This is a genomic window from Desulfotomaculum sp. (assembly GCF_982386235.1).
Window position 1 is genome coordinate 12,246 of the sequence record NZ_CEVWQM010000023.1, and the last position, 25,632, is coordinate 37,877.

At 44.6% G+C, this 25,632-nt stretch carries 25 protein-coding genes, 1 other RNA gene, 1 riboswitch and 1 other annotated feature; of the genes, 20 read left to right on the top strand and 6 right to left on the bottom strand.

The genetic code is table 11. From position 1 onward, the window contains the following. The first annotated feature begins 8 nt into the window (after positions 1–8). Both AC1U9Z_RS13360 and AC1U9Z_RS13365 read left to right on the top strand, forming a co-directional pair. Entirely contained in the window at positions 9–608 is a 600-nt protein-coding gene (locus AC1U9Z_RS13360) for a hypothetical protein (RefSeq protein WP_479957782.1), read from the top strand. Positions 609–709: 101 nt separating this feature from the next. Next, positions 710–792: riboswitch (cyclic di-GMP riboswitch) on the top strand. A 39-nt stretch (positions 793–831) separates the two neighbouring features. After that, entirely contained in the window at positions 832–1,089 is a 258-nt protein-coding gene (locus AC1U9Z_RS13365) for a hypothetical protein (RefSeq protein ID WP_479957784.1), read from the top strand. Positions 1,090–1,158: 69 nt separating this feature from the next. Here AC1U9Z_RS13365 and AC1U9Z_RS13370 read toward each other — a convergent pair whose 3' ends face one another. After that, a complete protein-coding gene (locus AC1U9Z_RS13370) occupies positions 1,159–2,247 on the bottom strand; it encodes a hypothetical protein (RefSeq protein ID WP_479957786.1) in 1,089 nt (362 codons plus the stop codon). A 184-nt stretch (positions 2,248–2,431) separates the two neighbouring features. Here AC1U9Z_RS13370 and whiA point away from each other — a divergent pair, with 184 nt between their 5' ends. From whiA to AC1U9Z_RS13445, 15 genes are all read left to right on the top strand, one after another. Further along, positions 2,432–3,400, top strand: a complete 969-nt coding sequence (whiA, locus tag AC1U9Z_RS13375; RefSeq protein ID WP_479957788.1) for a DNA-binding protein WhiA — start codon at positions 2,432–2,434, stop codon at positions 3,398–3,400. Beyond that, positions 3,381–4,391 (top strand): MBL fold metallo-hydrolase, encoded by a 1,011-nt coding sequence (locus tag AC1U9Z_RS13380; RefSeq protein WP_333531766.1) that lies wholly within the window; start codon positions 3,381–3,383, stop codon positions 4,389–4,391. The genes whiA and AC1U9Z_RS13380 overlap by 20 nt, the downstream gene beginning before the upstream one ends. 36 nt (positions 4,392–4,427) lie before the next feature. Beyond that, on the top strand, positions 4,428–5,852 hold the full coding sequence (gene rpoN, locus AC1U9Z_RS13385; RefSeq protein WP_333531765.1) for an RNA polymerase factor sigma-54: 1,425 nt from the start codon (positions 4,428–4,430) through the stop codon (positions 5,850–5,852). Positions 5,853–5,974: 122 nt separating this feature from the next. Continuing rightward, the gene (gap, locus tag AC1U9Z_RS13390) at positions 5,975–7,021 is read left to right on the top strand and encodes a type I glyceraldehyde-3-phosphate dehydrogenase (RefSeq protein WP_333531764.1); all 1,047 of its coding nucleotides are present in this window, start codon (positions 5,975–5,977) and stop codon (positions 7,019–7,021) included. Between the two features lie 2 nt (positions 7,022–7,023). After that, entirely contained in the window at positions 7,024–8,205 is a 1,182-nt protein-coding gene (locus AC1U9Z_RS13395; protein WP_333531763.1) for a phosphoglycerate kinase, read from the top strand. A 120-nt stretch (positions 8,206–8,325) separates the two neighbouring features. After that, the gene (tpiA, locus tag AC1U9Z_RS13400) at positions 8,326–9,078 is read left to right on the top strand and encodes a triose-phosphate isomerase (protein ID WP_479957792.1); all 753 of its coding nucleotides are present in this window, start codon (positions 8,326–8,328) and stop codon (positions 9,076–9,078) included. Positions 9,079–9,110: 32 nt separating this feature from the next. Continuing rightward, entirely contained in the window at positions 9,111–10,661 is a 1,551-nt protein-coding gene (gpmI, locus tag AC1U9Z_RS13405; protein WP_479957794.1) for a 2,3-bisphosphoglycerate-independent phosphoglycerate mutase, read from the top strand. A 99-nt stretch (positions 10,662–10,760) separates the two neighbouring features. Then, entirely contained in the window at positions 10,761–12,047 is a 1,287-nt protein-coding gene (eno, locus tag AC1U9Z_RS13410) for a phosphopyruvate hydratase (protein WP_479957796.1), read from the top strand. 174 nt (positions 12,048–12,221) lie between these two features. Then, positions 12,222–12,452, top strand: a complete 231-nt coding sequence (gene secG / locus AC1U9Z_RS13415; RefSeq protein ID WP_333531759.1) for a preprotein translocase subunit SecG — start codon at positions 12,222–12,224, stop codon at positions 12,450–12,452. Positions 12,453–12,502: 50 nt separating this feature from the next. After that, complete coding sequence (locus tag AC1U9Z_RS13420; RefSeq protein WP_479957858.1) at positions 12,503–14,596, top strand: sodium-translocating pyrophosphatase; 2,094 nt, start codon at positions 12,503–12,505, stop codon at positions 14,594–14,596. Between the two features lie 202 nt (positions 14,597–14,798). Then, positions 14,799–15,281 carry a PaaI family thioesterase gene (locus AC1U9Z_RS13425; RefSeq protein WP_479957799.1) on the top strand — a complete coding sequence of 161 codons (483 nt, stop codon included), beginning with the start codon at positions 14,799–14,801 and terminating at the stop codon, positions 15,279–15,281. A 105-nt stretch (positions 15,282–15,386) separates the two neighbouring features. Then, positions 15,387–15,869: an SsrA-binding protein SmpB gene (gene smpB, locus AC1U9Z_RS13430; protein WP_333531757.1), complete on the top strand. Its 483-nt coding sequence runs from the start codon at positions 15,387–15,389 to the stop codon at positions 15,867–15,869. 45 nt (positions 15,870–15,914) lie between these two features. Then, positions 15,915–16,264, top strand: a transfer-messenger RNA (tmRNA) gene (gene ssrA / locus AC1U9Z_RS13435). Positions 16,265–16,466: 202 nt separating this feature from the next. Beyond that, the gene (locus AC1U9Z_RS13440; protein WP_479957801.1) at positions 16,467–16,895 is read left to right on the top strand and encodes a MarR family winged helix-turn-helix transcriptional regulator; all 429 of its coding nucleotides are present in this window, start codon (positions 16,467–16,469) and stop codon (positions 16,893–16,895) included. A 70-nt stretch (positions 16,896–16,965) separates the two neighbouring features. After that, positions 16,966–18,357, top strand: coding sequence for an MATE family efflux transporter (locus AC1U9Z_RS13445; RefSeq protein ID WP_479957803.1), 1,392 nt, complete (start codon positions 16,966–16,968; stop codon positions 18,355–18,357). A 198-nt stretch (positions 18,358–18,555) separates the two neighbouring features. Here the strand turns inward: AC1U9Z_RS13445 and AC1U9Z_RS13450 are convergent, their stop codons facing one another. From AC1U9Z_RS13450 to AC1U9Z_RS13470, 5 genes are all read right to left on the bottom strand, one after another. Next, entirely contained in the window at positions 18,556–19,101 is a 546-nt protein-coding gene (locus tag AC1U9Z_RS13450; RefSeq protein ID WP_479957806.1) for an isochorismatase family protein, read from the bottom strand. Positions 19,102–19,412: 311 nt separating this feature from the next. Next, on the bottom strand, positions 19,413–19,820 hold the full coding sequence (locus AC1U9Z_RS13455; protein ID WP_479957808.1) for a PaaI family thioesterase: 408 nt from the start codon (positions 19,818–19,820) through the stop codon (positions 19,413–19,415). A 67-nt stretch (positions 19,821–19,887) separates the two neighbouring features. Next, positions 19,888–20,661: an ABC transporter ATP-binding protein gene (locus tag AC1U9Z_RS13460; protein ID WP_479957860.1), complete on the bottom strand. Its 774-nt coding sequence runs from the start codon at positions 20,659–20,661 to the stop codon at positions 19,888–19,890. A gap of 2 nt (positions 20,662–20,663) precedes the next feature. Next, positions 20,664–21,545, bottom strand: coding sequence for an ABC transporter permease (locus AC1U9Z_RS13465; protein ID WP_479957810.1), 882 nt, complete (start codon positions 21,543–21,545; stop codon positions 20,664–20,666). Between the two features lie 27 nt (positions 21,546–21,572). Further along, positions 21,573–22,589, bottom strand: a complete 1,017-nt coding sequence (locus AC1U9Z_RS13470) for an ABC transporter substrate-binding protein (protein ID WP_479957812.1) — start codon at positions 22,587–22,589, stop codon at positions 21,573–21,575. A 52-nt stretch (positions 22,590–22,641) separates the two neighbouring features. Next, positions 22,642–22,882: a binding site (T-box leader), on the bottom strand. A 186-nt stretch (positions 22,883–23,068) separates the two neighbouring features. On the opposite strand from AC1U9Z_RS13470, the gene AC1U9Z_RS13475 reads away from it, so the two are divergent. Genes AC1U9Z_RS13475 through AC1U9Z_RS13485 form a run of 3 tightly spaced genes read left to right on the top strand, consistent with a single transcriptional unit; the run spans position 23,069 to position 25,602 of the window. Beyond that, positions 23,069–23,521: a chemotaxis protein CheW gene (locus tag AC1U9Z_RS13475; RefSeq protein WP_479957814.1), complete on the top strand. Its 453-nt coding sequence runs from the start codon at positions 23,069–23,071 to the stop codon at positions 23,519–23,521. Continuing rightward, the gene (locus AC1U9Z_RS13480) at positions 23,518–24,999 is read left to right on the top strand and encodes a CheR family methyltransferase (protein WP_479957816.1); all 1,482 of its coding nucleotides are present in this window, start codon (positions 23,518–23,520) and stop codon (positions 24,997–24,999) included. The genes AC1U9Z_RS13475 and AC1U9Z_RS13480 overlap by 4 nt, the downstream gene beginning before the upstream one ends. A 3-nt stretch (positions 25,000–25,002) precedes the next feature. Next, positions 25,003–25,602 carry a chemotaxis protein CheW gene (locus AC1U9Z_RS13485; RefSeq protein WP_479957819.1) on the top strand — a complete coding sequence of 200 codons (600 nt, stop codon included), beginning with the start codon at positions 25,003–25,005 and terminating at the stop codon, positions 25,600–25,602. The last annotated feature ends 30 nt before the right edge of the window (positions 25,603–25,632 follow it).

Below are 25,632 nucleotides of genomic sequence, written 5' to 3' on the forward strand. Positions count from 1 at the left end.
TTGTTTGTTTGGTTTTGCTTGCTGCCGGAGGATATCTATATTTTGACCGAAATGTACTAAATGCCACTTCGGATATGGATAGTAAAACGAAGGAAGAGCAAAAAAGCGAGCTGCTGACGAAGGAAGAATTTTCTGATTTGCCGGAGGTGCAAGCTTTAAAGGAACAAGAAAAGGAATTGAAAAAGGGTGGTGCACTAGATACGAAAGCAGGTCAAGGAGTACCTTCCTCTGGTAATAAAAATACTACACAAGTTACCACTGACAACTCCAAAAAAGCGGACATTGAGAACCGACTAAAGCAAAAATTATCCTCTTTGCAAGGGGAATATAGTGCGAATATAAGTGGCTTGGTTGCCTCTGCAAAAGATGAATATAACCAAATTGCCTCTGGTCAAAAGACTGGTTCTAAATCTGCCTTAGCTCAAAAGTACTTAGGCCTAGCCCAAGGCATGGAGGCCCAATGTGACGCACGGGTTTACGCTGCCATTGCCTATGCTGAGAATGAACTTCAAGAGTATGGCTACCAAAGCAGTGTGCCGGAACAGGTTCGGCAAGCCTACCAACAGCAAAAAAAAGAACGCAGACAACAACTGTTAAGTAAATTATAGACATATTTGTATCAAATAGTTACAAGAGTCTTAAATGAGTCTTGAAAGAAGAGGATATATAAAAATCTGTTGAATGATAATTATAAAAAGGATCATATATGTTCCGACAAAGGCAAACTTCCCGAAAGGGCAGGACGCAAAGCCACGGGCCTAAAGCTGTAGCTAGGGCAGCCGAGCTGCCGATAACAATGTTAATATAGTCGGGGCTCAAGGAGGGTATGTTTTGTCATTTTATTTGAAAGCCCTGAGAGGCGTTTTTGTTTCTGATAAAAATGATCAAGGGACCAGACTGCATAAGCTTGAAAAGTTACAACAGAAATTAGTAGACGAGGGTTATCAGCCCTCCGAGGCTGAACACTTTGTAAGGGCTGCTTTAGGGTCTCGTAATTTGCAAAGTTTAGACAATAAGGAATTGGATACCGTGATTAAAAACCTTGAGGCACAAATCATGATTGCCCAAAAATGCAAGAATATCTTCTAAAATAAGGGGGAGTGTCGCACTACTTGTCTAAGTGGTAAGCGAAACTCCCCTTGTTTTCATAATCTAATTTTATTGTGGAGCCGGCCTATTATTACCTAGGCTCTCCCCAGTTGCATCAAAACCATGCCAAATAATCCTCGTTCCACTGGATGGGTAGTGTCCCTGGCCCAACACGATGAGCCTGATCCGATGCTCGCCCGGTGCCAGATCATCTGCCACCAGGAAATACCGCATGATAGGCTCCGGGGCATAGGTATCGATGAGACCATACCTGTTATTATCCACATATACGTTAGCCATGCCGCCATCTGGCACACACTTCACCCGTACTCCTACGGCACTGCCTGTAAAATTACTTTCCACAAAGGCCCCATTTTGTGACCCAACCAATACTGGTACGTTCCCTTTAACATTGGGCTTGTCCATTTGCTGGATAAGGGAAGCCTTATCGATTCGCTGCCAGGACAGATATCGATCAAAATCTGAAATTGGTTTTACATCGTCAATGTTGTTCTTTGTAATTTCCTTGGCCGACCTCTCTTTTAATAGATCGATTAAAGCCAATCCATGATCACCCTTCACTAGGGGCAGGTTATAATGCTCGGTCAAGTTTTGCATAGACTCTGGTAGGTTGTCACTTTGCATACATATAACTTCAGCCTGGGGAAAGGCCTTGCTGGCTGTTTGTAGAACAGCTTCATAGATAACGAGGGATTGCTCCATGCTTATGTCAGACTGATCCGACGCACTTGGATATAATATAATCAGGTCGGGCATCTCCGGCTTGGTGGATATAAAAGTATTTAAGGCCATTAAGGTACTCCAACTGGAGCCATCTATACTTGCCAGAGAAAAGAGGGATACTTTACAGCTAAATTCTGTGGCTAGCTTATTCAGCAACTTTTCTTGCTGTTCCTTGGAGGTGGCCCCGCTAGATCCTAAAACCGCAATGTTTATGGGCTGACTTAACTGTAGTTTCGTGTAAAGATTGTCAGATAGTGAGGTTGATGCAAAATCAGAGGCATTCTGTGCAGTCGCTCCCTTATGCTCCTTCGCAAATAGGTATTTGTAGCTAACCCCACCCGCCGATATCAGAAGGCCTAAGGTAAGTGCTGATACGATAATAATTTTTTGTATTTGCTCAAAACTTCTACGCAAGAAAATCACTCCCCAGAATATTATAAGTGGAAATCATTGCCAAGGAAAGCCCTTTGTCTATTTAGTAACAAAAAACAAACCAGACATATCGGTCAATTACAGAATTTTTGGTATAAAATTTGCAACAGACCATTCTGTACTATTTTAACTGTGGTATAATATCCATTGGAGTGGAGGGTTTGATATGTCCTTCTCGGCAGTAACGAAAAACGAATTAGCTCGTGTAGTTGGAAATAAACAATGCTGCCGTTTGGCGGAACTGGCTGCCCTGATTAAAATGGATGGCAGTGTGCAGATTAACGGTATGAGGAGATTTTCTTTAAATATAGTCACGGAAAATGCTGCCGTAGCCAGAAAAATATTTACACTATTAAAAAATCAATTTGGACTGGCCACGGAGATCATGGTGCGGCGCAAAGTAAGGTTGCGGAAAAATAATGTTTATTTAGTTCGTATTCCTCCCCAACCAGGCATCGATGGGATTTTTAAGGCCCTGGGCTTTGAGGCCGGAGGCTTTAGTTTCATGGAAGAGGGTATCGTCAAGGACTTAATCTCCCGGGATTGCTGCCGCAAGGCCTATCTAAGGGGTGCCTTTTTGGGTGGTGGCTCTGTTAATAACCCTGAGGGGACCTATCATTTAGAAATTATTACAGATAATTTAAGGCATGCACAGGATCTAACAGAACTGATGCAGTACTTTAACCTGCCCGCTAAGGTTAGCCCGAGAAAAAACTGGCATGTGGTTTATCTGAAGGGCAGTGAACAAATTATTGACTGTTTGAATTTGATGGGGGCCCACTCGGCCCTGCTGGATTTTGAGAATGCCCGCATTTATAAGGATATGCGTAACCAGGTAAACCGGCTGGTCAATTGTGAAACGGCCAACTTGAATAAAACTGTCAATGCTGCGGTAAGGCAGCTAGAAAATATTAAGTATCTAACAGAAACCATCGGACTGGACAAATTGCCAAAGGCCCTGCGGGAAGCGGCAGAATACCGTTTGGAGCATCCGGATGCCAGCCTGAAAGAACTGGGAGAGCTATGGGATCCCCCGGTGGGTAAGTCTGGTGTCAACCATCGCATGCGTAAAATAGAACGTATGGCGGAAAGGCTTCGTTCTAGGAAGGAAGAACATGGACCTAAACAAAATTGATCAGGAATTGAGGAAAAAAACAGGGGTCGCTGCTTATGAATCCTTTTGCAATTATCGACATCGGGAGGAGCCTGGAGCCGCAGCTCCAGGTACCAGTGTGCTTTTTTTAGGTACTGGCGGTAATCCCGAGGCGGTTTTTAGCCAGGTTCCCCGGACTGCCGGCTTTATCCTCACGGTGGGTGGGGTAAGGCTTTATGTGGATCCAGGGCCAGGGGCGGTGGTACGGGCCCGGGAGGCTGACTTTGACTTAGGTACCTTGGACGGAGTATATATTTCCCATGGTCATTTGGATCACTATGCCGGTGCAGAGGCCGTGATAGAGGCCATGTGTTGGGGCATGTTTTGCCGCAGGGGTTTGGTATTGGCACCAGGCCAAGTTTTGGAACGAGAGCGACTGATCAGCATCTATCATCAGGGCAAGGATAGTCTTTCAGGGTATAAGGGAGGCCCCGCAGTAAAAAAACTTGTACCTTTGCAGCCTGTTGCCATTGGGGATGTCACCCTGAATCCGGTACCAGCCCATCATGCTGAAGAAAATTATGGATTTATTTTAAGGACAGGGAATCTTACCCTTGGCTACACCAGCGACACAAATTACATCAAGGGTTATACCACACCCAAAGGAGTCAAGGATTTATCCTATCGGGGACCTATTACAGATTTAGTGGATATTGTGGATTACCGTGAGGACATTAAGCAAGCTTTTAGCCAGGTTGACGTCCTTATTGCCAATGTCACCAGTCATAATGTGTATGCCCATCGGCATATAACCACATTGGGGCTAGCCCATCTGCTTAGGAACAGTAATGTCAAACTTTGTATTATGACACATTTCAACCATTGTTGCCTGCGTCCGGAAGATCTACGCCCCGCCATGGCCTACTATGTGGAGAAAAAGAGCGGGGTCAAAACACTTTATGCGGATGACGGTGCACACTTTAATATTGAGAAATTACTCGAATCAGGACAGGATAGTGGGGTTAATGGATAAACGCTAACAGCAATTACTAAAGGAGAGTGATGGATCTTGCGAATCGATTTTGGACTTAATTTGGAGCAGACCCAAAAACTTATTATGACACCGGAACTTCGTCAGGCCATCACGGTATTACAATTGTCCTCCCTTGAATTGGTGGAATATGTTGAGCAACAGGTATTAGAGAATCCCATGCTGGAAGTAAAAGATCATGACCAGGAGCGCGGCGAAGAAATAGCTGCTCCCCAGGAGGATGTAGACATAGATAGCAACAATCCCAAGAAGGAATTGGATCTGGACTGGGAAGAATATTTTCAGGATCGCAGTGACCTGGGTCTTTCTCCCATACGGGGTCAAAGGGAAATTTCAGAACAACCTGGCTACGAGCAATTTGTTAGTCAAGCCCCTACGCTAATAGAGCATTTGACCTTCCAACTTAGCCTTAGCCGGGCAAGTAAAGAGCTTAAGCAGATTGTGCAATACTTAATTGGCAACATCGATTCCAGGGGCTACTTGGGTATTGATCTGGAGGATGCGAATGAACAACTGGGTGTAGGAACACCAAGGTTAGAAGAAGCCTTAAAGGTGCTGCAAGGTTTTGACCCACCAGGAGTGGGGGCAAGAAATTTACAGGAATGCCTGAGGATTCAATTGGATTTTTTGAAGATTGATAATCAACTTGTAAAAGTACTGATCGATGAGTATTTACCAGACCTGGCCAGTGGTCGGCTGGCTAAAATTGCTGTCAAATTAAATGTTTCTCCCCTGGAGGTGCAGGAGGCAGCGGATATATTAAAAAAGCTGGAACCAAAGCCGGGTAGAAATTTAACCCAACACGACGAATTGCGTTATATTACTCCCGATGTGGTGGTGGAGAGGGTGGAGGGGCAATACATTATTTTAGTTAATGATGTAGCTATTCCAAGACTTTCCATTAACAATACCTATCGTACGGTATTATCTAAAAATAGTTCCGCAGATCAGAATACGAAACAGTTTGTTGAGGAAAAATTAAATGCAGCGGCTTGGTTAATCCGCAGTATTGAACAGCGGCGCTTAACCCTATATAAGGTTGCCAATTGTTTAGTAGATTTGCAGCGGGAATTTTTAGAACATGGAGTAAAGGGCCTTAAGCCTTTGAATTTAAAAAAAGTAGCAGATATAGTAGGTGTCCATGAATCCACGGTCAGTCGTGCCACTTCGAATAAGTACATTCAGACTCCTCAGGGAGTCTTTGAAATGAAGTATTTCTTTTCCACTGGTCTCAGTGATACCAGTGGCTCTCAGGTATCCTCAGAAAGCCTAAAAAAGATTTTACAGGAGATTATTCAAGAGGAAGATACCTCTGCTCCCTTAAGTGATCAAAAGATTGCCGAAATGTTTGGACAGCGGGGGATCAAGATATCTCGGCGAACGGTAACCAAATACCGTGATGAATTGGGCATTCCTGCCACAACCAGAAGAAAAAGATATTAAAATTTATCATTTATGCAGGGAATTTACGATTAATGTTGAAAACATTTCCTGAATGAGACATACAATTTAATAGGAGCACAATGTATTGTGACATAATAAATTTTTAAGGAGTGGTTTTGCAAATGGCACCTATTAAAGTGGGTATTAATGGTTTTGGACGTATCGGAAGAAATGTGCTGCGTTGCGCCATCGAGCGTAACGAGTTTGAAGTAGCATTAGTTAACCATAAATCCCGTCGTCTAGATTTTAAAGCAATCAACGATCTAACCTATGCCCAGACTTTAGCACACCTCTTAAAGTATGACTCGGTGCATGGTATTTTGAATGCAGATGTATCCGCCACGGAAGACAGTATCATTATTAATGGTAAGGAGATTAAAGTAATAGCCGAAGGGGACCCAGCCAAACTGCCCTGGAAAGAACTAGGCGTAGATATTGTGATTGAGTCCACTGGTCGCTTTACCAAAGGTCCCGATGCTGCTAAACACCTGGAGGCAGGAGCCAAGAAAATCATTATTTCTGCTCCTGGCAAAGAAGTAGATGGCACCTTTGTCATGGGTGTTAACGATGATCAATATGATCCTGCTAAGCACCACATTATTTCCAATGCTTCCTGTACCACCAACTGCTTAGCCCCGGTGGCTAAAGTTATCAATGACAACTTCGGAATTATCAAAGGTTTAATGACCACTGTTCACTCATATACAAATGACCAGCAAATTCTTGATCTACCGCACAAGGACCTGCGTAGAGCTAGGGCTGCGGGCATGTCCATCATTCCCACCACCACGGGTGCAGCCAAGGCAGTTGCTTTGGTACTGCCTGAGTTGAAGGGCAAACTAAATGGCTTTGCCATGCGGGTTCCCACCCCCAACGTATCCGTTGTGGATCTGGTGGTTGAATTAGAAAAAGCAACCTCTGCTGAAGAAATTAATGCCACCCTAAAGGCAGCAGCCGAAGGAAAGATGAAGGGTATTCTGGAGTTTAATCAACTGCCGCTGGTATCCAAAGACTTTAATGGCAATCCCAATTCCTCTATTGTAGACGGTCTGTCTACCATGGTTATTGATGGTAACTTAGCTAAGGTAATTGCCTGGTATGATAACGAATGGGGTTATTCCAACCGGGTGCTTGACTTAGCACTGATGGTAGCTGAAAAGGGGCTGTAAACATGCTAAAGAAGTCTGTCAAGGATGTTGATGTCAAAGGTAAAAGAGTCTTTGTCCGGGTGGATTTTAACGTACCTTTGGCTGGAGGGAATATTACCGATGATACCCGTATCCAAAGGGCTTTACCGACCATTCAATATTTAATGGAACAGGGAGCCAAGGTCATCCTAGCTTCCCACCTGGGTCGTCCCAAGGGGGAAGTGGTGGAAAAATATCGTTTGACTCCGGTAGCCAAACGACTGTCCGAACTGCTGGGTAAAGAAGTAATCAAGGTAAATGATTCCGTAGGAACAGAACCCCAGCAGGCCATTGCCAAGATGAACGAAGGCGATGTGCTGCTGCTGGAAAATGTTCGCTTCCACGGTGAAGAAACAAAAAATGATGAGAAGCATGCCAGGCAGATGGCTGAATTGGCGGAGCTTTTTGTCAACGATGCCTTTGGGGCGGCCCACCGGGCCCATGCTTCCACTACTGGAATTGCTGAATATCTACCTGCGGTGGCGGGATTTTTGATGGAAAAGGAACTTGCTAACCTGGGTAAGGCAGTTTCTAACCCCGAGCGTCCCTTTGTGGCCATCATTGGTGGCGCCAAGGTTTCGGATAAGATTGGTGTAATTGATACTTTGCTAGATAAGGTTGATACGTTGATTGTCGGTGGTGGCATGGCGAATACCTTCTTAAAGGCCCAGGGCTATGACATTGGTAAATCTCTGGTGGAACCAGATAAAATTGAGCTGGCCAAAAAATTGCTGGAACGGGCCAAAACTCAAAAGGTAGAATTCTTGTTGCCCGGCGATGCAGTGGCGGCACTGGCGATGGAACCAACCACCCAGCAAAAGGTTGTACCAGTGAACGAAGTTCCGGCGGATTGGATGATTCTGGACATTGGTCCAGCAACCGCAGAACGCTATGCTGTTGCAGCCCGCAATGCAGCCACTGTGATTTGGAATGGCCCTATGGGTGTCTTTGAAATGGAGGCCTTCGCTAAGGGGACCGAAGCTGTGGCCAAAGCTTTAGGTGAGTCCCAGGGCACCACCATTGTAGGCGGCGGAGATTCTGTGGCGGCTATAAATAAAATGGGGGTTGCTGATAAGATCAGCCATATTTCCACTGGCGGAGGGGCATCTCTGGAATTCCTCGAAGGAAAAGTACTGCCAGGGGTAGCTGCACTGCAGGACAAATAAAATATCATGCAAAATATTTTTATATAAATAGAAGGTTTTTAGGTAAGAAGTGAGAAGAGAAGTAAGGGTTTGAAACCCACTGCTAACTTCTCACTTCTCGTATTTCAAGGGGGTGTTATTTTGAGGCAAATTATTATCGCTGGAAATTGGAAAATGCATAAAACTGTGGCCGAAGCGGTAAGCTTTGTGGAGGAACTAAAACAAAAGAATCGTGGCACCGAGGTTGAAGTTGTGGTTTGTCCGACCTTTACAGCGCTGGCAGCGGTGGCAGAAGCCCTAAAGGGAAGCAATATTGCCCTGGGGGCCCAAAATATGCACTGGGAGACCCAGGGGGCCTATACCGGTGAGATATCCCCGGCCATGTTAAAGGAACTGGGGGTTAAATATGTAATTTTAGGCCACTCCGAAAGACGGCAGTTCTTTGGGGAAACGGATCAGGGAGTCAACCTAAAGGTAAAGGCCGCTTTGGCCTTTGGTTTGGTACCCATTGTTTGTGTGGGTGAAACCCTGGAGCAGCGGGAAGCAGGTACCACTGAGGAAATTGTAACCCTGCAGACGGAGGGGGCTTTAAAGGATCTGACCCCTGAGCAAGTGGCAGGTCTCGTCATTGCCTACGAACCAATCTGGGCCATTGGTACCGGCAGGACGGCTTCTGATGAGGATGCCCAGCAGGTCAATCAAAGCATTCGTCAAGTGATTGCCCAGCGGTTCGGCAGTGCTGCGGCAGAAGCAGTTCGAATTCAATATGGCGGCAGTGTGAAGCCGGGTAATGCCCGGGGGCTGATGTCCCAACCAGATATTGACGGAGGATTGGTGGGCGGTGCAAGCCTGAAGGTGGAGGATTTTGCAGGAATTATCGAAAATTGCAGGTAATTTCTACCCTCGCAAAGAGGAGGTTCCAAATTTTGAGTCAAAATAGTCAGCCCCTGGCCTTGATTATACTGGACGGTTGGGGGTTAAATAAAGAGGAGCATGGTAATGCCATAGCCCAGGCCCAGACACCAAATATGAAGAATTATTTAGCGAATTATCTCCATACAACCCTAGTCTGCTCCGGGGAGGCAGTGGGTCTGCCCGCAGGCCAAATGGGCAACTCAGAAGTGGGACACCTAAATATTGGTGCCGGACGGGTGGTTTACCAGGAATTAACCCGTATCACCAAGGCCATTCAAGAAGGGGATTTTTTTCAAAACCCAGAACTCTTGAGGGCTATAAAGTGTGTCAAGGAAAGGGATACGGCCCTACATATTATGGGTTTGCTTTCAGACGGTGGTGTACATAGCCACATTAAACATATATTTGCGGCACTTAAACTGGCAGCCCAGCAGGGCCTAACAAAGGTGTATTTTCATGCCTTTTTGGATGGCCGGGATGTATCTCCTTCCAGTGCCAAGCTTTATATGAGGGCACTGCTTAAAAAAATGGAAGAAGAACAGGTAGGGCAGGTGGCTACAGTCAGTGGCAGGTATTATGCCATGGATCGGGATCGCCGCTGGGAGCGTACAGAATTAGCCTATAGGGCCATGGTTTATGCCGAAGGGCTACATGCCAACTCCCCCCTGGAAGCCATCGATGTGGCCTATGAGCGGGGGGAAACGGATGAGTTTGTTAAGCCTACCCTGGTTACGGATGACAGTAAACAGCCCTTGGTTAAGGTTGCCGATGGGGATGCACTGGTCTTCATAAATTTCCGGCCAGACAGGGCCAGACAAATTACCCGGGCCTTTGTGGATGAAGAATTCACTGGCTTTGACCGGGGTCCTGCTCGGCCAAAGGTACATTTTGTCTGCATGACAGTCTATGATAAAACCATTGAAGCAGCAGTGGCCTTTCCCCCTCATAAGCTGGTAAACACCCTGGGGGAATGGTTGAGTATGCAGGGTAAGAAGCAATTGAGGCTAGCCGAGACTGAAAAATATGCCCATGTTACCTTCTTTTTTAATGGTGGCGTGGAATCACCCAATCCCAATGAGGAGAGGGTGCTGATTCCGTCACCCAAGGTAGCCACCTATGACTTAAAACCGGAGATGTCCGCCAATGAGGTGACAGAGGCCTTTATCGCTAATATTAATAAAGGAATCTTTGACGTCTTCATTACCAACTATGCCAACCCAGACATGGTGGGACATACCGGAGATCTAGCAGCAACGATAACCGCCATTGAAACAGTAGATAGATGCCTGGATCGGGTGGTTTCGGCCCTATTAGAGAAGGACGGAATAGTCATTATTACCGCTGACCACGGTAATGCCGAAAAAATGCAAGATGAAAAAGACGGTCCCTACACAGCCCACACCACCAACCCGGTACCCTTTATACTAATGGGAAAACAATACCAGACCGCTAAACTAAGAGATGATGGCAGCCTGGCTGACATAGCACCCACTATGCTGGATATCCTGGGCCTGCCTAAGCCGAAGGAAATGACGGGCAGCAGCCTTTTGCTGAAGGGATAGGCGTTGGGGTCTAGCCATTAGCCGTCAGCTTTTTTACATGTGCCTCATTTTTATTGCCAAGCAATGAAAAATATGAAAAAACCATAGGAGGTATGTACATTGACAATAATCAGTGATGTTTTTGCCCGGGAGATTCTGGATTCCCGGGGTAATCCCACCTTGGAAGCAGAAGTATGGTTAGAAGACGGTACGGTGGGCAGGGCCGCTGTACCGTCCGGTGCTTCAACGGGTGCCTATGAAGCAGTTGAACTGCGGGATGGTGATAAAGGGCGTTATCTGGGCAAGGGTGTTATTCAAGCAGTGGATAATGTTAATGAAGTTATTGGGCCGGAACTGATTGGTATGGATGTTACAGACCAAATCGGTATTGACAGCCTCATGATCGACTTGGATGGCACGCCGAACAAAGGAAAATTGGGTGCCAATGCTATCCTGGGTGTTTCTTTGGCTGTGGCCAAGGCCGCTGCCAACTACTTTGGCCTGCCCTTATACCAGTACATCGGTGGTGTAAATGCCAAGGAATTACCAGTACCAATGATGAATATTCTTAACGGCGGTGCCCATGCTGACAATAACGTAGATATTCAAGAGTTTATGGTTCTGCCAGTGGGTGCTGAAAGCTTTTCCGAGGGACTTCGGATGGGTGCTGAAATTTTCCACAACCTAAAGTCTGTGCTGAAGGCCCGGGGTTTAAACACGGCTGTGGGTGATGAAGGCGGCTTTGCTCCCAACCTAAAGAGCAACGAAGAGGCCCTGGCTGTTATTATCGAAGCCATAGAAAAGGCTGGCTATAAGCCAGGACAGGATGTATACTTAGGATTGGACGTTGCAGCCACAGAAATGTACAAGGACGGTAAATATCTGCTGGAGGGTGAAGGGGTAACCTATACAGCTGATGAAATGATTGCTTTCTACCAGAAATTGGTAGATAAATACCCCATTATTACCATTGAAGATGGGTTATCCGAAGATGATTGGGAAGGTTGGGCTAAACTAACCCAAACCCTAGGCCAAAAAATTCAGCTGGTGGGGGATGACCTCTTTGTAACGAATACCGAGCGTTTAGCCAAAGGGATTAAAGGCGGCGTAGCCAATTCGATTCTCATTAAAGTAAACCAAATTGGTACCCTTACGGAAACTCTGGATGCCATCGAAATGGCCAAGCGTGCCGGTTATACCGCTGTGGTATCCCACCGCTCCGGTGAAACCGATGATACCACCATCGCTGATTTGTCTGTAGCTACCAATGCAGGACAAATTAAGACGGGCGCACCTTCCAGAACAGACAGGGTTGCCAAATATAATCAATTACTACGTATAGAAGAGGAGCTTGGCCCTATAGCACGTTATCGTGGTAAAGAAGTCTTTTACAATTTAAAGTACTAGGGGTTTGTTAAAATAATCACATAACCTGCGAAAATAGGAGCCAGGGAGTGTAAGAAAGAGCCTTGGCTACCTATTTTTACATGTACAAAGATTGTCACTTATTTCACGTTGTGCTATAATACAAAAGTATACAAGACCTTTTTTTTACATATACCAAGAAAAGGAGGTGGAGTTTTGTTAAAAGGTCTAGTGACTGCCATTCATGTACTAATCGCAGTATCATTGATAGCATCGATTCTGCTGCAGTCAGGTAAGAGTGCCGGTTTGTCCGGTGCCATTGCCGGCGGGGCTGAGCAACTGTTTGGGGGAAAGAAGAAAGGTTTAGATGAAAAACTCGGCAGGCTCACAGCCTTTATCGCTATTGCCTTTGCAATTACTTCGATGGTTTTAGTGGTATGGAAGTAGGTCCTAAGTAATTAATATCGGGACGAGGAGGGTAACTTCAAGTGGAAAATATGATGCTCGCTTATTACGCTGCGGGTGCCGGCGCGATTGCTCTGCTTTTTGCATTATTTACTTTATCTAGCGTGCTAAAAGAAGATATGGGCACACCAAAAATGCGTGAAATTTCCGAAGCCATTCACGAAGGCGCGATGGCTTTCCTTAACCGTCAGTACAAGACACTGATTCCTTTTGTAGTAGTTATTTTTGTACTTCTTTATGGGGCCCAATTTTTTGTTGAAGGCGGGGAGCACCTGCCGGTTGGCGGAGCTTCCGCTATCTCTTTCTTAGTTGGTGCTGTTTTATCAGCAGTTGCCGGTTACATCGGCATGACTTCAACAACAAAGGCTAACGCCCGTACTACTGAGGCTGCTCGTAGCCATGGTATGGCGAAAGCCCTTAACGTTTCCTTCCGGGCTGGTGCAGTTATGGGTCTATCCGTTGCTGGTCTTGGCCTGTTAGGTGTTTCCGGATTGTTTATTATTTTCCAAAACCCACTAATCATTAACTCCTTTGCATTTGGTGCTTCTGCTATCGCATTCTTCGCCCGTATTGGCGGCGGTATCTTTACCAAAGCTGCCGACGTAGGTGCTGACCTTGTAGGTAAAGTTGAAGCTGGTATTCCTGAAGACGATCCACGTAACCCCGCCGTTATTGCTGATAACGTTGGTGACAACGTTGGTGACACAGCTGGTATGGGTGCTGACTTATTTGAATCTTACGCTGCAACTACCATTGCTGCTATGCTGATTGGTAATACTCTGTTTGGTTTCACAGGTGTTATCTTCCCATTGTTGGTTGGCGCAATTGGTATTATTGCATCGATTATCGGTACCTTCTTTGTACGTACCACCGAAGATGGTAACCCTCAGTCCGCTTTAAACGTTGGCCTGTGGACAACTAACGTATTAACCGCTGTTGGCGTATATTTCCTGGCTGTCAATGTCTTCGCTGATCAAGGTATTGGTTTCGGTGTATTCATGGCTGTATTAGCCGGTTTGCTTGTTAACGTAGCAATCGGTTGGTTAACCGAAATGTACACTGGTGCTGGCAAGCCTGCAGTTAACCGTATTGCAGAAGCTTCCAAGTCTGGTCCTGCTACCAACGTAATCCATGGTCTGTCTGTTGGTATGGAATCCGTTGTATTGCCGATGCTGGTATTTGCCGGTGCGATCTGGTTCTCTTTCTGGTCTGTTGGTAATGCTGCTCCTCCTGAGCATGCTGCTGCTTGGGCTATCTATGGTATTGCTATGGCTGCTATGGGTATGCTATCCACCGCTGGTATGGTTGTTGCTATGGACTCCTTTGGTCCTGTTGCTGATAACGCCGGTGGTATTGCTGAAATGGCTGAACTTCCTTCCGAAGTTCGTGTTAAGACTGACAAACTTGATGCAGTTGGTAACACCACTGCCGCTATCGCCAAGGGCTTTGCCATTGGTTCCGCTGCTCTGACCGCTCTGGCTCTGTTCAGTGCCTATGTAGACGGCGTTAAGCACAGGTTCGCAGATGAACTCTCAAGGTTGAATCCTGATGGTGCCTTTATCGTAAACTTAACTGATCCAATGGTCTTGGTTGGTGTATTTATCGGCGGCTCCATTCCCTTCTTAGTAGGCGCACAAACCATGCGTGCTGTTGGTGAAGCCGCCTTTGGTATGGTTGAAGAAGTTCGTCGTCAGTTCCGTGAAATCCCTGGTCTGCTGGAAGGCAAGCCTGGTGTAAAAGCTGACTATGCCCGTTGCGTTGACATTGCTACCCGTTCCGCAATCGCTAAAATGATTGCCCCTGGTCTAGTTGCCGTTATTTCCCCAATCCTGGTAGGTTTCATACTTGGTGCTACCGCTCTGGCAGGGTTCTTAACTGGCCTGACTGTTGTAGGTGTTCTGATGGCTCTGTTCCTGTCCAACGCCGGTGGTGCTTGGGATAATGCGAAGAAATGGATCGAGCAAGGTAACCTGGGTGGCAAGAAGTCCGATCCACACAAAGCAGCCGTTGTTGGTGACACTGTAGGTGACCCCTGCAAAGATACCTCCGGTCCTGCTATGAACCCACTGATCAAGGTTGCAGGTACAATCTCCCTGATCCTTGGGCCCCTTCTTACCAAACTGTAAGATTAACTTAAGCAAGGAGAGTGTCGCTGACAAGCGATACTCTCCTTTTTATTAATTATCCCGAAAAATGGCCATGAGCCGTTGCTGCTCAAAGCTTTTCATTTTCTGCTGTTGCCGCCTGCGGCAGGGATCAACCCAAACTTGTCACCGACAAAAAAATTTAGTAAGATATTACAGTAAGAACAAAATGGGGGTGGTATTTTTGACGGACTATAAGGAATTATATGGTAGTCAACAATGGCAAGAGGTTAACAAGTGTTTTTGTTGCGGGCCTAACAACCCCATTGGGTTAAAATTAGCAATTAAACATAAAGGTGATATAACCTATACTACCTTTACTCCCAGACTAGAGCATTCCGGCTGGTTAAATATGATGCACGGCGGACTTCTGACCACCATTATGGATGAAGTTATGGGTCACTGGCTTTGGAGCAGAGGTAACCCTGCCATGACAGTAGAAATGACAACCCGTTATTTAAAACCAGTACCCATCGGTGAACCCCTTGTGGTGACTGCCAGACAGCAGGTTGATAGGGGTAGATTGGCCAACATGGAGGCGGAAATTACATTGGCCGATGGCACACAGGTAGCCAAAGCCACAGCAAAATTTATCAAGACAGAGAAAGGTCTGCAAATTGAATCGGGAAAAGGCAATGTGGACAATGAAGAAAAATCTATGTCTTGACATAAAAGATTAGTTTGCTATAATATAAATACTTGCTTATAAATTGTTTGCAAAAGCCCGAGTCTCAAATGAGTACCTGGGCTTTAACTGTCAGAGGTGTATTTTATGGCTACCAAAGCATCAGAAAAAAGTTTTAAAACAGTTACAGATAATCGCCGTGCCAGGCATGAATATCACATCTTAGAAACCTATGAAGCTGGCATTTCTTTATCCGGTACGGAGGTAAAATCACTGCGGGCTGGCAAGGCCAACCTCCAAGATAGCTTTGCTCGGGTTGAAAATGGCGAAATGATGCTTTATAATTTACACATCAGCCCTTATGAACAAGGCAACCGATTTAATCACGAGCCCAAAAGAACGCGCAGACTTTTGATGCACAAGCAAGAGACTTTACGTTTATATGGTAAAGTTAGAGAAAAAGGACTTGCATTAATACCCTTAAAGGTGTACTTTAATCCCAGAGGGAAAGTAAAAGTAGAACTAGCACTGGCCCAAGGCAAAAAGACCTACGACAAACGACATGATATTGCCGCTAGGGATGCCAAAAGAGATATGGATCGTGCCATCCGTGAACGGCAGAAAATGTAATAAACTAAAAAGCTTTCCGTTAGCAAAAGCATTCTCATACACTCAGGGGGCGAAATGGCTTCGACGGGGGATGCGATGGCAGGAGGAGCGAGCCGGGATCTCACCTACCCGTTAAACGGTGAACACTAATAATTGCTAACGAAGAATACGCTTTAGCAGCTTAATTGCTGTCTAACCTTCTACCTGCTGCGCCCGTTGTGCAGGATAGGGGGTCATTTAAACGGGACGCTCTATAGCCTGATGTTCGGAGGGTTATAGCTAAGACTACCGGACTAGCAACCGCGGAGGCTGTCTATGGCCGCCAAGGAAGCGAAATTTAAAACATAGTCTACGCTCGTAGAGCCTATTGTGGTTGCTCTTTCGGACGGCGGGTTCAACTCCCCCCGCCTCCACCATACATATAAGCACAAAGTCACCTTCGGGTGGCTTTTCTTTTACGAAAGGCGATAGTATTTAAAGTCAACCTGTGCCGGGTGTTGAACGAATCAACACCTGGCATTTTTTTGTGGTTGACACGTGTTGTTTGAGAAACTATAATTGAATAGTTAATCGCTAAATAGTTTATTACTAAAATATTTAGTTATAAAGGAGAAGAAAATGTTTGATAATAGAGAGTTGCTTGATTTGTTTTCCAATGTACTTAAAAAAATGAAAAAAGAGTGGACTAAACAATTGGAGCATGGTCTGAACCCTTCTCAATATTTTATGCTTAAGGCTCTTAACCATTCTGGTCCACGAAAGGCGACAGAATTGGCTGAACTGCTTCAAATGACTCCTGGTGCGATTACAGGTGTCTCAGATAAACTTGTCTCCGAGGGTTATGCTGAACGCAAAGGGGCAAAGGGTGACCGCCGTGTCGTTTACCTGGAAATTACAGACAAGGGGAAAAGCTATGTAGAATCAATGACTGAAAAACAAAAGCTTGTAACGAGTAAGTTCTTTGAAGGGTTATCGGAAGAGGATATTAATCATCTTATTCGTATTTACCAGAAAATTGCCCGAAACCTTGATGAGCAAGCCCGCTGAGTTTGCGTCAATTAATGCAAACGAGCCTAGTTTCTAAGCATACATTCAAAGAAGTGAGGGATAAATGAATATGGCCAAGAACTTGGACATCAGAAATGGCGATATTGGCAAGCTGCTCTGGGAATTTTCACTGCCAGCCATCATTGGTGTGCTAGTGAGTGCCCTCTACAATATCATTGCCCGTATATTTGTCGGACGAGGTATTGGTTCTGTGGCAATTGCTGCTACCACGGTTGCCTTTCCGATTATGACGATTAATATTGCTGTTGCTATGCTTATTGGTGTTGGTGCAACCGCTTTAATTTCAATTCGTCTAGGGCAACATAAAATGCGAGAGGCAGAAAAGATTGCTGGCAATGCTACCCTATTGCTAATTTTACTGCCATTGATTCTTTCGTGTATCTATTTCCTTTTTTCCAACCCAATTCTTATGTTGTTTGGTTCCAGCCAAGAAGTGCTGCCCTATGCCCGTGACTATATCCATATTATCATGCTGGGAATCGTACCAGGTGCGATTTCCTATGGAATGAGTAACTTTATCCGGGCCGAAGGAAATCCTCGTTTTGCCATGTTAACGCAAATAGTTGCTGCGGTGATCAACGTTGTTTTAAACTACATTTTTATTTTCCCGTTAGGGTGGGGTATCAAAGGGGCAGCCTGGGGAACGGTCATAGCACAAACGGTCACAGCAATTTGGGTGCTCCATTACTTCTTTAAGGGCAATAGTAGGATTAAAATCAGCCTTAACAGCCTAAAGCCCCAATGGCCCATTGTGTTAAAGATTTGCTCAATAGGCTTTGCTCCTTTTGCCATGCAGATTGCCAATAGTATTCAGCAAACGATTTTAAACAAAACGATCATGGCCTATGGTGGAGATTTAGGGCTTTCCGCAGTGGGTATTATCATGAGTTTAGCCATGCTGCTTATCATGCCCATTGTTGGCATCAGTCAAGGAGCCCAGCCTTTGATTGGTTTTAATTATGGAGCCAGGCAGTTTGACCGAGTGCAAGAAACCTTAAAAAAAGGCATCATTGCCGGTACGGGTCTGGCCATCTTTGGATTTATTTTAATTCAAACCTATGCAACCCCTATAGTAGCACTTTTTAGTAAAGGGGATACTGCCCTGACGCAGTTAACCGTTGACGGTCTGGTAATATTTATGGCACTTCTGCCAATCGTTGGCTTTCAAATCATTGGATCAAATTATTTTCAGGCTGTGGGTAAACCGATTCAATCAACGATCCTGAGTTTATCCAGACAAGTGCTCTTTTTCATCCCACTCTTAATTATCCTGCCTAATTTTTGGGGACTTAAGGGAGTTTGGAGAACATCACCCATTGCCGATGCTTTTGCTGTAACCTTAACAGCTTTACTATTGTTTTTTGAATTTAGGAGAATGAATCAAAAAAAACCGGTAGAATTTGAGCAAGTCAATCATAAACTTGAACCCAGACTGGAATAGCCATAGCACGGAAAAAGCTTGTTATATTTGAATAACAAATATGGTAAGCCCTGGTCATCTGATCAGGGCTTACCGTTTAGTTCTGTTAACCACAATGATGACTGGCACCATGGCTGAATGACTCCCGTAGCACAAATTTCTTTTAACTGAAACCTTTACCCTTAATTGGCCTGGCCCCACAAGGGGATGACCCGTCCGCTATTTTATCAGCTTGGACAGTTTTCTAAATTGAGGTGTTCCGGCCTCTTTCATCAAGTCAAAAAAGACGGTTTCGGTATTGGTAATCACGGCACCCATGGTAGACATAAGGGATAAACCGCTTCGATAATTTTCCTTGGTGCGGGAACAAACTCCATCAGCCACCAAGAATACATTGTAACGGGCAAAGAGTAGATCCCTCACGGTTTGATAAACACAAACATGGGTTTCCATGCCGGTTACAAGGATGCTTTTTCTCCCTAATTGCTTCAGGGCAGCACGTAGGTCATGGGTATAGGCGGAAAAGGTTATCTTTTCAAAGATAGGAACATCTTCTAAGCCTTTAACTGCTGGCACGGTATGTCCTAGACCTTTGGGGTACATCTCTGCAACCATAATGGGAATAGCCAAATCTTTAGCAATGGCAATTAGGGTATTGGTGTTATTTATAACCTGTTCCCCATACTTCATAACCGGCATGAGTTTATCCTGAATATCAATGACCAATAAAACAGCATCTTGTTTGTTTATAAAATACTTTTCCACAATACTCCCCCTATTCGAATATAATGGTAACCTTCTAAGGTTGTTGCCCTAAATTATTCTATACGGCAATCATATTTCCTACAAAGATCTAAACTATAAATGGGGCAGTCATTTTTGCTATAGCAATGTGGCAAATGATGGCTTAGTCGAGGTGAACCAGAACCCCAGTCTGAAGCTAAAGGACTGTTTGGAAAAGGCATAGGAATTCAATTAGGGTGGGCTTTTTCTAAAGTTAGAGTCGGGCTGTAAATTTTAAGGGGCTGTTGCAAAAAGAACGATTCCGTTCGTTTGCAACAGCCCCACGGGAGAGCTTACTTAAATTCAATTCGAGTCCCTTTTCTGTATCCGGTAAAGTTTACTCTGGCAACGAGTTCTTCTGTTTCATTAACGACATCGACATTATAATTGGCGATTTTGGCGGAGGCTGAAACCTCTTTGGCTTCAGCGATTAGCATTTTGCCACTGGAAGCTTTAAAATAGGAGATACTGGCATTAATGCCGACGGTAACTTGACCGGAGGCATTAGCTGCGGCTGCAAAGGCTAGGTCGGCCAGGGTAAAGATAGCCCCACCTTGAATAATATCAACCCCATTGAGGTGGTTTTCAGTTACTTCCATTTTGGTTACAGCATGGCCAGATGCCACTTTTTCCAGGGTGATACCGTTATAGGAGGCGAATCGATCCCTTAGGAAAAATTTTTTTAGTTTATCCTCGTGCATAAGCTTTCCTCCCCAACCATTGGATTTATTCAACAAATATTTTTCAACAATCAGCACCGTAAAGTCGTTAGTTACCGCATTCGATGCTGATTTCGTTAAATACTTCCAGCAGCTTGCTGATACCTATTTTTTGCTTTTCCCCGGCGGCTGCGTCGATGACGGCATTGCCTTCGTGCATCATGAGGATTCTATCACCGTAATTTACGGCGAATCGGAGGTTATGGGTGACCATAAGGGTGGTAATCCCTTTGGACTTGACAATGTGGTCGGTCAGTTCCATGATGTTTTCCGAGGTTTTGGGATCCAGGGCAGCGGTATGTTCATCTAGGATCAGTAAATCGATGGGTGTCATGGTGGAGGTTAAAAGTGCCAGAGCTTGACGTTGGCCGCCGGAAAGGGCGCCCACTGGAACGTTGATTTTATCCTCCAGACCAAGCTTTAATTGCTCTAACTGGGATTTATAATAGTCTGTCTTTTTTTTGTTGACCCCCGCCAATAGTCCAAAGACTTTTCCTTTGTTGTCAGCCAGGGACATATTTTCCAGGATGGTCATACTGGGGCAGGTGCCCTTGGCTGGGTCTTGAAAAACCCGACCAATAAATTCGGACCGCTGATGTTCCTTGATATTAGTAATATCCTTGTTGCGCAGCAGGATGTTGCCGCTGTCTATAGCAATACTGCCGCAGATAATGTTTAGCATGCTGGATTTACCGGAACCATTACTACCCACGATGGAGATAAACTGACCCTCGGCCACTGTAAGATTAAAGCCTGTAAAAAGCGTGGTTTCGTTGATGGAGCCTTGGTTATAGGTCTTGTGTATCTGATTAAGGGTGAGCAATTTCATTCCTCCCGAGTTTTAAGTACTTTTCCATTAGCAATCAGTGCAAGTAGGAATAATACCGCTGTAATAAGACGAATGTCGGCATTGTCGAAGCCCACCTCAAAGGCCATGGCAATACAGGCTTTGTAAATAATTGAGCCACCGATGACCATGGTTGTTGCTTTGAGAAATTTCATCGGTTTAAATACATTTAAGCCGATAATAACCGCTGCCAGTCCCATGACGATTGTTCCGGTACCCATGGAGATATCAAATAGTTTTTGCTGCTGGCAGACAACTGAGCCGGCCAGGGCCACAAAGGCATTGGAAATGGCCAGACCAATAATTTTCACCGTGCCATAATCCTTAGCCAGGGAGGTGACAAATTGTTTATTGTCACCAGTGGCCCTCAGTAAGAAGCCGGATTTTGTGTTAAGATACCAATCCAAGATAAACTTCATTAAAAGGGCAACCATAAATACAATAATAAGGACGATAAAACCAGATAGTACGGGGGGAAAAAGCTTTGCCATGCCGCTATTAAAGATGGTATTACTATCAAAAATGGGTATATTGGCCTTTTTACCGGCTATGCGGTAGTTTACGGAATAAAGTGCGGTCATTAAAAGAATACCGGATAAAAGGTCTGTAACCTTAAATTTCACATGGATGATGCCGGTCATTAGGCCAGCCAAAATGCCTGCTAGAAAAGAAAAGACCAGTGCCAGCCAGGGGTTGACCCCTGCGGTAAGTAAAACGGCGGTAACGGCAGCCCCAAGGGGGAAACTGCCGTCAACCGTCAGGTCTGGGAAATTCAATATCTTATAGCTGATATAGACACCAAGGGCCATAATGCCGTAGATTAAGCCCTGTTCAAAAACCCCGATGATAATTTCAAACATGTTTATGCCTCCGCTAGGTTCCGCCTGTTATTTGATAATTTGTGCGGTAGCTTTAAGTTTTTCTGGTAATGTAAGGCCCAAGGTCTGTAAGGCTTTCTCGTTAACAACTAATTTACTTTCCTTAATCGTTTCTACTGCTATATTGTTAATGTCCTCGCCCTTTAAAACCCTGGCAGCCATTTTGCCGGTTTGTTTGCCAAGCTCGACATAATCGATACCCTGGGAGGCTAAGCAGCCATTTTTGACCTGTTCTTCTTCAGAGCCAAATACAGGAATTTGCTTGGCATTGGCTTTGCCTAACACCGTTTGCAGGTTAGAGACAACCAGGTTATCCGTCAGGTTGGTTAGGCAGTCTACCTTGGACAAAATGTTATCGGTGGCCATGGGAATGTCAGCCTGTGCTGCCACACCAACTTTAACAATCTCAAAATTATATTTTGCCGCCGCAGCTTCGTACATGGCAATTTGGGTGGCGGAATTGGGTTCACTGGTGTTATACAAAATACCTATTTTTTGCGCTTCTGGCATGAAAGCTCGGATCATTTCCAGTTGTTGTTCCACGGGAATAACATCACTGGTGCCAGTTGAGCCTTTGCCTGGTTTTTCCAGGGAGTTGACCAGCTTAGCAGCCACGGGATCGGAAACAGCGGTGAAAACAACGGGTATTTTTTTCTCGGTGGCGGCAGTATAGGCTGTTTGGGCAGAAGGAGTGGCAATGGCGCAAATCAAGTCATAATTGTTGCCAACAAAGCTGGTGGCAATGGTGTTTGCCGTAGCTATTTCACCCTTGGCACTCTTGTAATCAAAGGTTACATTTTTTCCTTCAATAAAACCCTCGGCCTGAAGACCCTCGATAAAGCCTGTACGGCAATTATCCAGGGATGGGTGGTCGGCAATTTGGGTAATACCTATTTGATACATTTTTTCTGATCCGCCAGGGGTAGTGGCTGGTTCTTTCGTTGATGAAGAACAACCTGCTAAAACCCCTGTAAACAATGTGGCACAGCATAACCCGACTAAAAATCTCTTAATTGATTTTTTCATTTCCTTATCCTCCTCAAATTAACATATAAAAATAAAAAAACTCTTATCCCTGCTTAGGGACAAGAGTTAAATCCTGCGGTACCACCCAAATTGGTCCAAAGACCCACTTTATAATGTACTGACATACATTCTCACTTTGTAACGAGCTGAGCTCTCGTCAAGGCCTACTCTAAAAAACATTTCGGCCTGCCCTCATAAGTCCATTCAGTAAAGTCCACCATATCGCAATCCCACCCGCTGCGACTCTCTGTCAAGGCTAAAACTTTCTTACTCTTCTTATTCATTGGTTTATTTATTAAATTGAATTCATAGTATTATAGGATTGGCTATTTGTCAAGCATAAAGTTCTCTATGTTGCTAGCCTATTTTCTTAGGAAAAGGTTTTTAAGTTTAACCATAGTTTGCAGGAAGAACCCTTTATTTGTTGAAATTAAAGCTATCTATTGATTTGCTGATAAATAATGTCGGAGAGGACAATTATGAAATATCTTATATTTATGATCCAGGGGCAGCGGTTTGCCATTAAGCTTGCCCATGTTGAGCGGGTGATCAGGGCCGTTGAGGTTACCCCCATCCCCAAGGGCCATCATATGATGGGCCTCATCAACATACAGGGCTGGATTACACCTGTGGTTAATAGTTATAGCCTGTTTAAATTAACCCAGCGTGAAATCGATATAAATGATCGGTTTATTATTATACAAACTGAAAAACGCCAGGTGGCCCTGATTGCCAATGAAGTTGCCGAGGTCGTTGAGAAAGACTGGCATGGGGTTGTAGATGCAGATAAGTTTCTTGATCGAGTGGCGTTAATAAACGGGGTGCTTAAACTTGCCGATGGTATGATTTTAATCATAGACCCAGAAGAATTACTTTCCGCCACGGAAGAAAAATTACTTGACGAATATGTCAATGGGAGTATAAATGAATGAAACCAAATATTTCCGAAACACTTTTGGTAAGATTCAGTGAAGTCGTGGCAGATTATACAGGGCTACATTTTGCCAGAAATAGATTGAATCAACTGGAAAGGGTGCTCCTGACAGTATATCCTAAGTTTGGCTACAGCAGTGCAGAAGACTGCATCAAGGATTTAATAGCCCACCCCATAATTAAGGAAAGAATGGATATCTTGGTACAATACCTGACCATCGGAGAAACGTATTTTTTTAGGGATAAAATGTTGTTTCAGAATTTGGAGCAGTTGATATTGCCAAAATTAATCAAGGGAAGGGAACAACCCCTAAGGATTTGGAGTGCCGGTTGCAGTACCGGTGAGGAACCCTATTCCATTGCTATTTTATTGGATAAAATGTTTGGCAGGCCTAAAGAATTATTTATTTCTATCACCGCAACGGATATCAATCTCGCTTCGTTAAAAAAAGCAATGGCAGGGGTATATACGAACTGGTCCTTCCGGGACACACCGGCATGGGTAAAGAATAGATATTTTATTGCCGCAGCAAAAGGACACTACGAGGTATGCCCAAGGATTAAGGATAAAGTAAGTTTTTCCTATCTTAATCTAGTTAGGGAGCAATACCCCCTGGCAGATATGATTATATGCCGTAATGTCTTGATGTATTTGGTGCCTGATTTAAGGAAAACGGTAATCCAAAAATTTTATCATTGCCTAGCACCGGACGGTTTATTGATTGTTGCCCCCAGCGAAATACCCCAGGTTTCGGAAGAACAATTTACACCCCTTCATTTTCCGGGATTGGTCCTTTATAAAAAGGCTTCGCTAAATCAGTTCACCTTGGATGAAGGGGAACCTTTTCTAATATGTACAAGTCTACCCCCTAATGATGTACCTAATTTTGATCGAAAGTACCAAGAGCCAGTAAATAATTTTGAGCCTCAGGGCCCGGTTGAAGCAGTAGAATTTTCGCCTAAGGCAGCACGAGAAAACGATGACATTTACCAAGAAGCCCAGAAATTATTTGTCATGGGACAATATGATGAAGTTATTGATCGATTGCAAGAAAGCTTGGCCAGGGTAAATGATACTGACTCAGCCAAAGCAATGGCCCTGCTGGCCAAAGCCTATGCAAACCTTGGCGAGCTGATAAAGGCGGAGGATTGGTGCAACAGGGCAATTAGCCAGCATAAATTTGGGGCGGATTTTCATTTTCTGTTGGCAACGATACTCCAGGAGCAGGGTAAAGTGGCCGTAGCCATTCAGTCTCTGATGAAAGCCATTTACCTTAACCCCGATTTTTTATCGGCTCATTTTTCAATGGCAAATCTTTATAAGCAAATAGGTAAAGACAAAGAATCAAAAAAATACTTTGAAAATACACTCATTCTCCTTAAAAATTATCAAGCGGAAGAAATACTACCGGAGTTCCAGGGACTCACAGCCGGTAGGCTCAAAGAGATCATCGAGTCATCCTTACAAAGGAGTTAATCCATGGAGCAAGATAAAAAAAGTAACACGTGGGAAAAAGTTAAAAAAAGTCTGCTTAAAGCTCAAACCACCGCTGCCATACCCTTACAGGAAGAAAAGAAAAAAATATTGAAGTTAAGGGCAGAACTGTTGGCCCAGGAAAGCCAAGGGTCGGACAAAGAGGTCTGTATCGAGGTGGTGCGATTTACCCTGTCAGGGGAGCAGTATGCCATCGAATCAAAGTATATTCGAGAAGTATTTCCCCTCAGGGAATTAACACCTTTGCCCTGTACACCTGATTTTGTTTTGGGGGTAGTAAATGTACGGGGACAAATTCATTCCATTGTGGATTTGAAAAAATTATTCAATTTGCCCCAAGGAGGAGAAAACAAATTACCAAAGGTAATTTTGCTTCACTCTCCTGACATGGAATTCGGTATGCTGGTTGACGAAATAACTGGCTCAGGACCATTACCCATTGCTGCAATTGGCCCACCCCTTAATACTCTAACAGGCATACAACTGGCATACCAAAGGGGCGTTACGGTTGAGCGGCTTATTGTTTTGGCAGGAGAAAAAATCCTTTCTGACAAAAGAATTATCGTGGATGAAGAGGTTATATAGTTAGGAAACTTTTCTAAAGGGGGAAAAGCA

What these genes read in the sequence shown, in the direction of transcription:
- whiA (WP_479957788.1), top strand. Translation starts at nt 2,432, where the DNA reads ATGTCCTTCTCGGCAGTAACGAAAAACGAATTAGCTCGTGTAGTTGGA.
- AC1U9Z_RS13380 (WP_333531766.1), top strand. Translation starts at nt 3,381, where the DNA reads ATGGACCTAAACAAAATTGATCAGGAATTGAGGAAAAAAACAGGGGTC.
- gap (WP_333531764.1), top strand. Translation starts at nt 5,975, where the DNA reads ATGGCACCTATTAAAGTGGGTATTAATGGTTTTGGACGTATCGGAAGA.
- AC1U9Z_RS13395 (WP_333531763.1), top strand. Translation starts at nt 7,024, where the DNA reads ATGCTAAAGAAGTCTGTCAAGGATGTTGATGTCAAAGGTAAAAGAGTC.
- AC1U9Z_RS13420 (WP_479957858.1), top strand. Translation starts at nt 12,503, where the DNA reads ATGATGCTCGCTTATTACGCTGCGGGTGCCGGCGCGATTGCTCTGCTT.
- smpB (WP_333531757.1), top strand. Translation starts at nt 15,387, where the DNA reads ATGGCTACCAAAGCATCAGAAAAAAGTTTTAAAACAGTTACAGATAAT.
- AC1U9Z_RS13440 (WP_479957801.1), top strand. Translation starts at nt 16,467, where the DNA reads ATGTTTGATAATAGAGAGTTGCTTGATTTGTTTTCCAATGTACTTAAA.
- AC1U9Z_RS13445 (WP_479957803.1), top strand. Translation starts at nt 16,966, where the DNA reads ATGGCCAAGAACTTGGACATCAGAAATGGCGATATTGGCAAGCTGCTC.
- AC1U9Z_RS13455 (WP_479957808.1), bottom strand. Translation starts at nt 19,820, where the DNA reads ATGCACGAGGATAAACTAAAAAAATTTTTCCTAAGGGATCGATTCGCC.
- AC1U9Z_RS13465 (WP_479957810.1), bottom strand. Translation starts at nt 21,545, where the DNA reads ATGTTTGAAATTATCATCGGGGTTTTTGAACAGGGCTTAATCTACGGC.
- AC1U9Z_RS13470 (WP_479957812.1), bottom strand. Translation starts at nt 22,589, where the DNA reads ATGAAAAAATCAATTAAGAGATTTTTAGTCGGGTTATGCTGTGCCACA.
- AC1U9Z_RS13475 (WP_479957814.1), top strand. Translation starts at nt 23,069, where the DNA reads ATGAAATATCTTATATTTATGATCCAGGGGCAGCGGTTTGCCATTAAG.
- AC1U9Z_RS13480 (WP_479957816.1), top strand. Translation starts at nt 23,518, where the DNA reads ATGAAACCAAATATTTCCGAAACACTTTTGGTAAGATTCAGTGAAGTC.
- AC1U9Z_RS13485 (WP_479957819.1), top strand. Translation starts at nt 25,003, where the DNA reads ATGGAGCAAGATAAAAAAAGTAACACGTGGGAAAAAGTTAAAAAAAGT.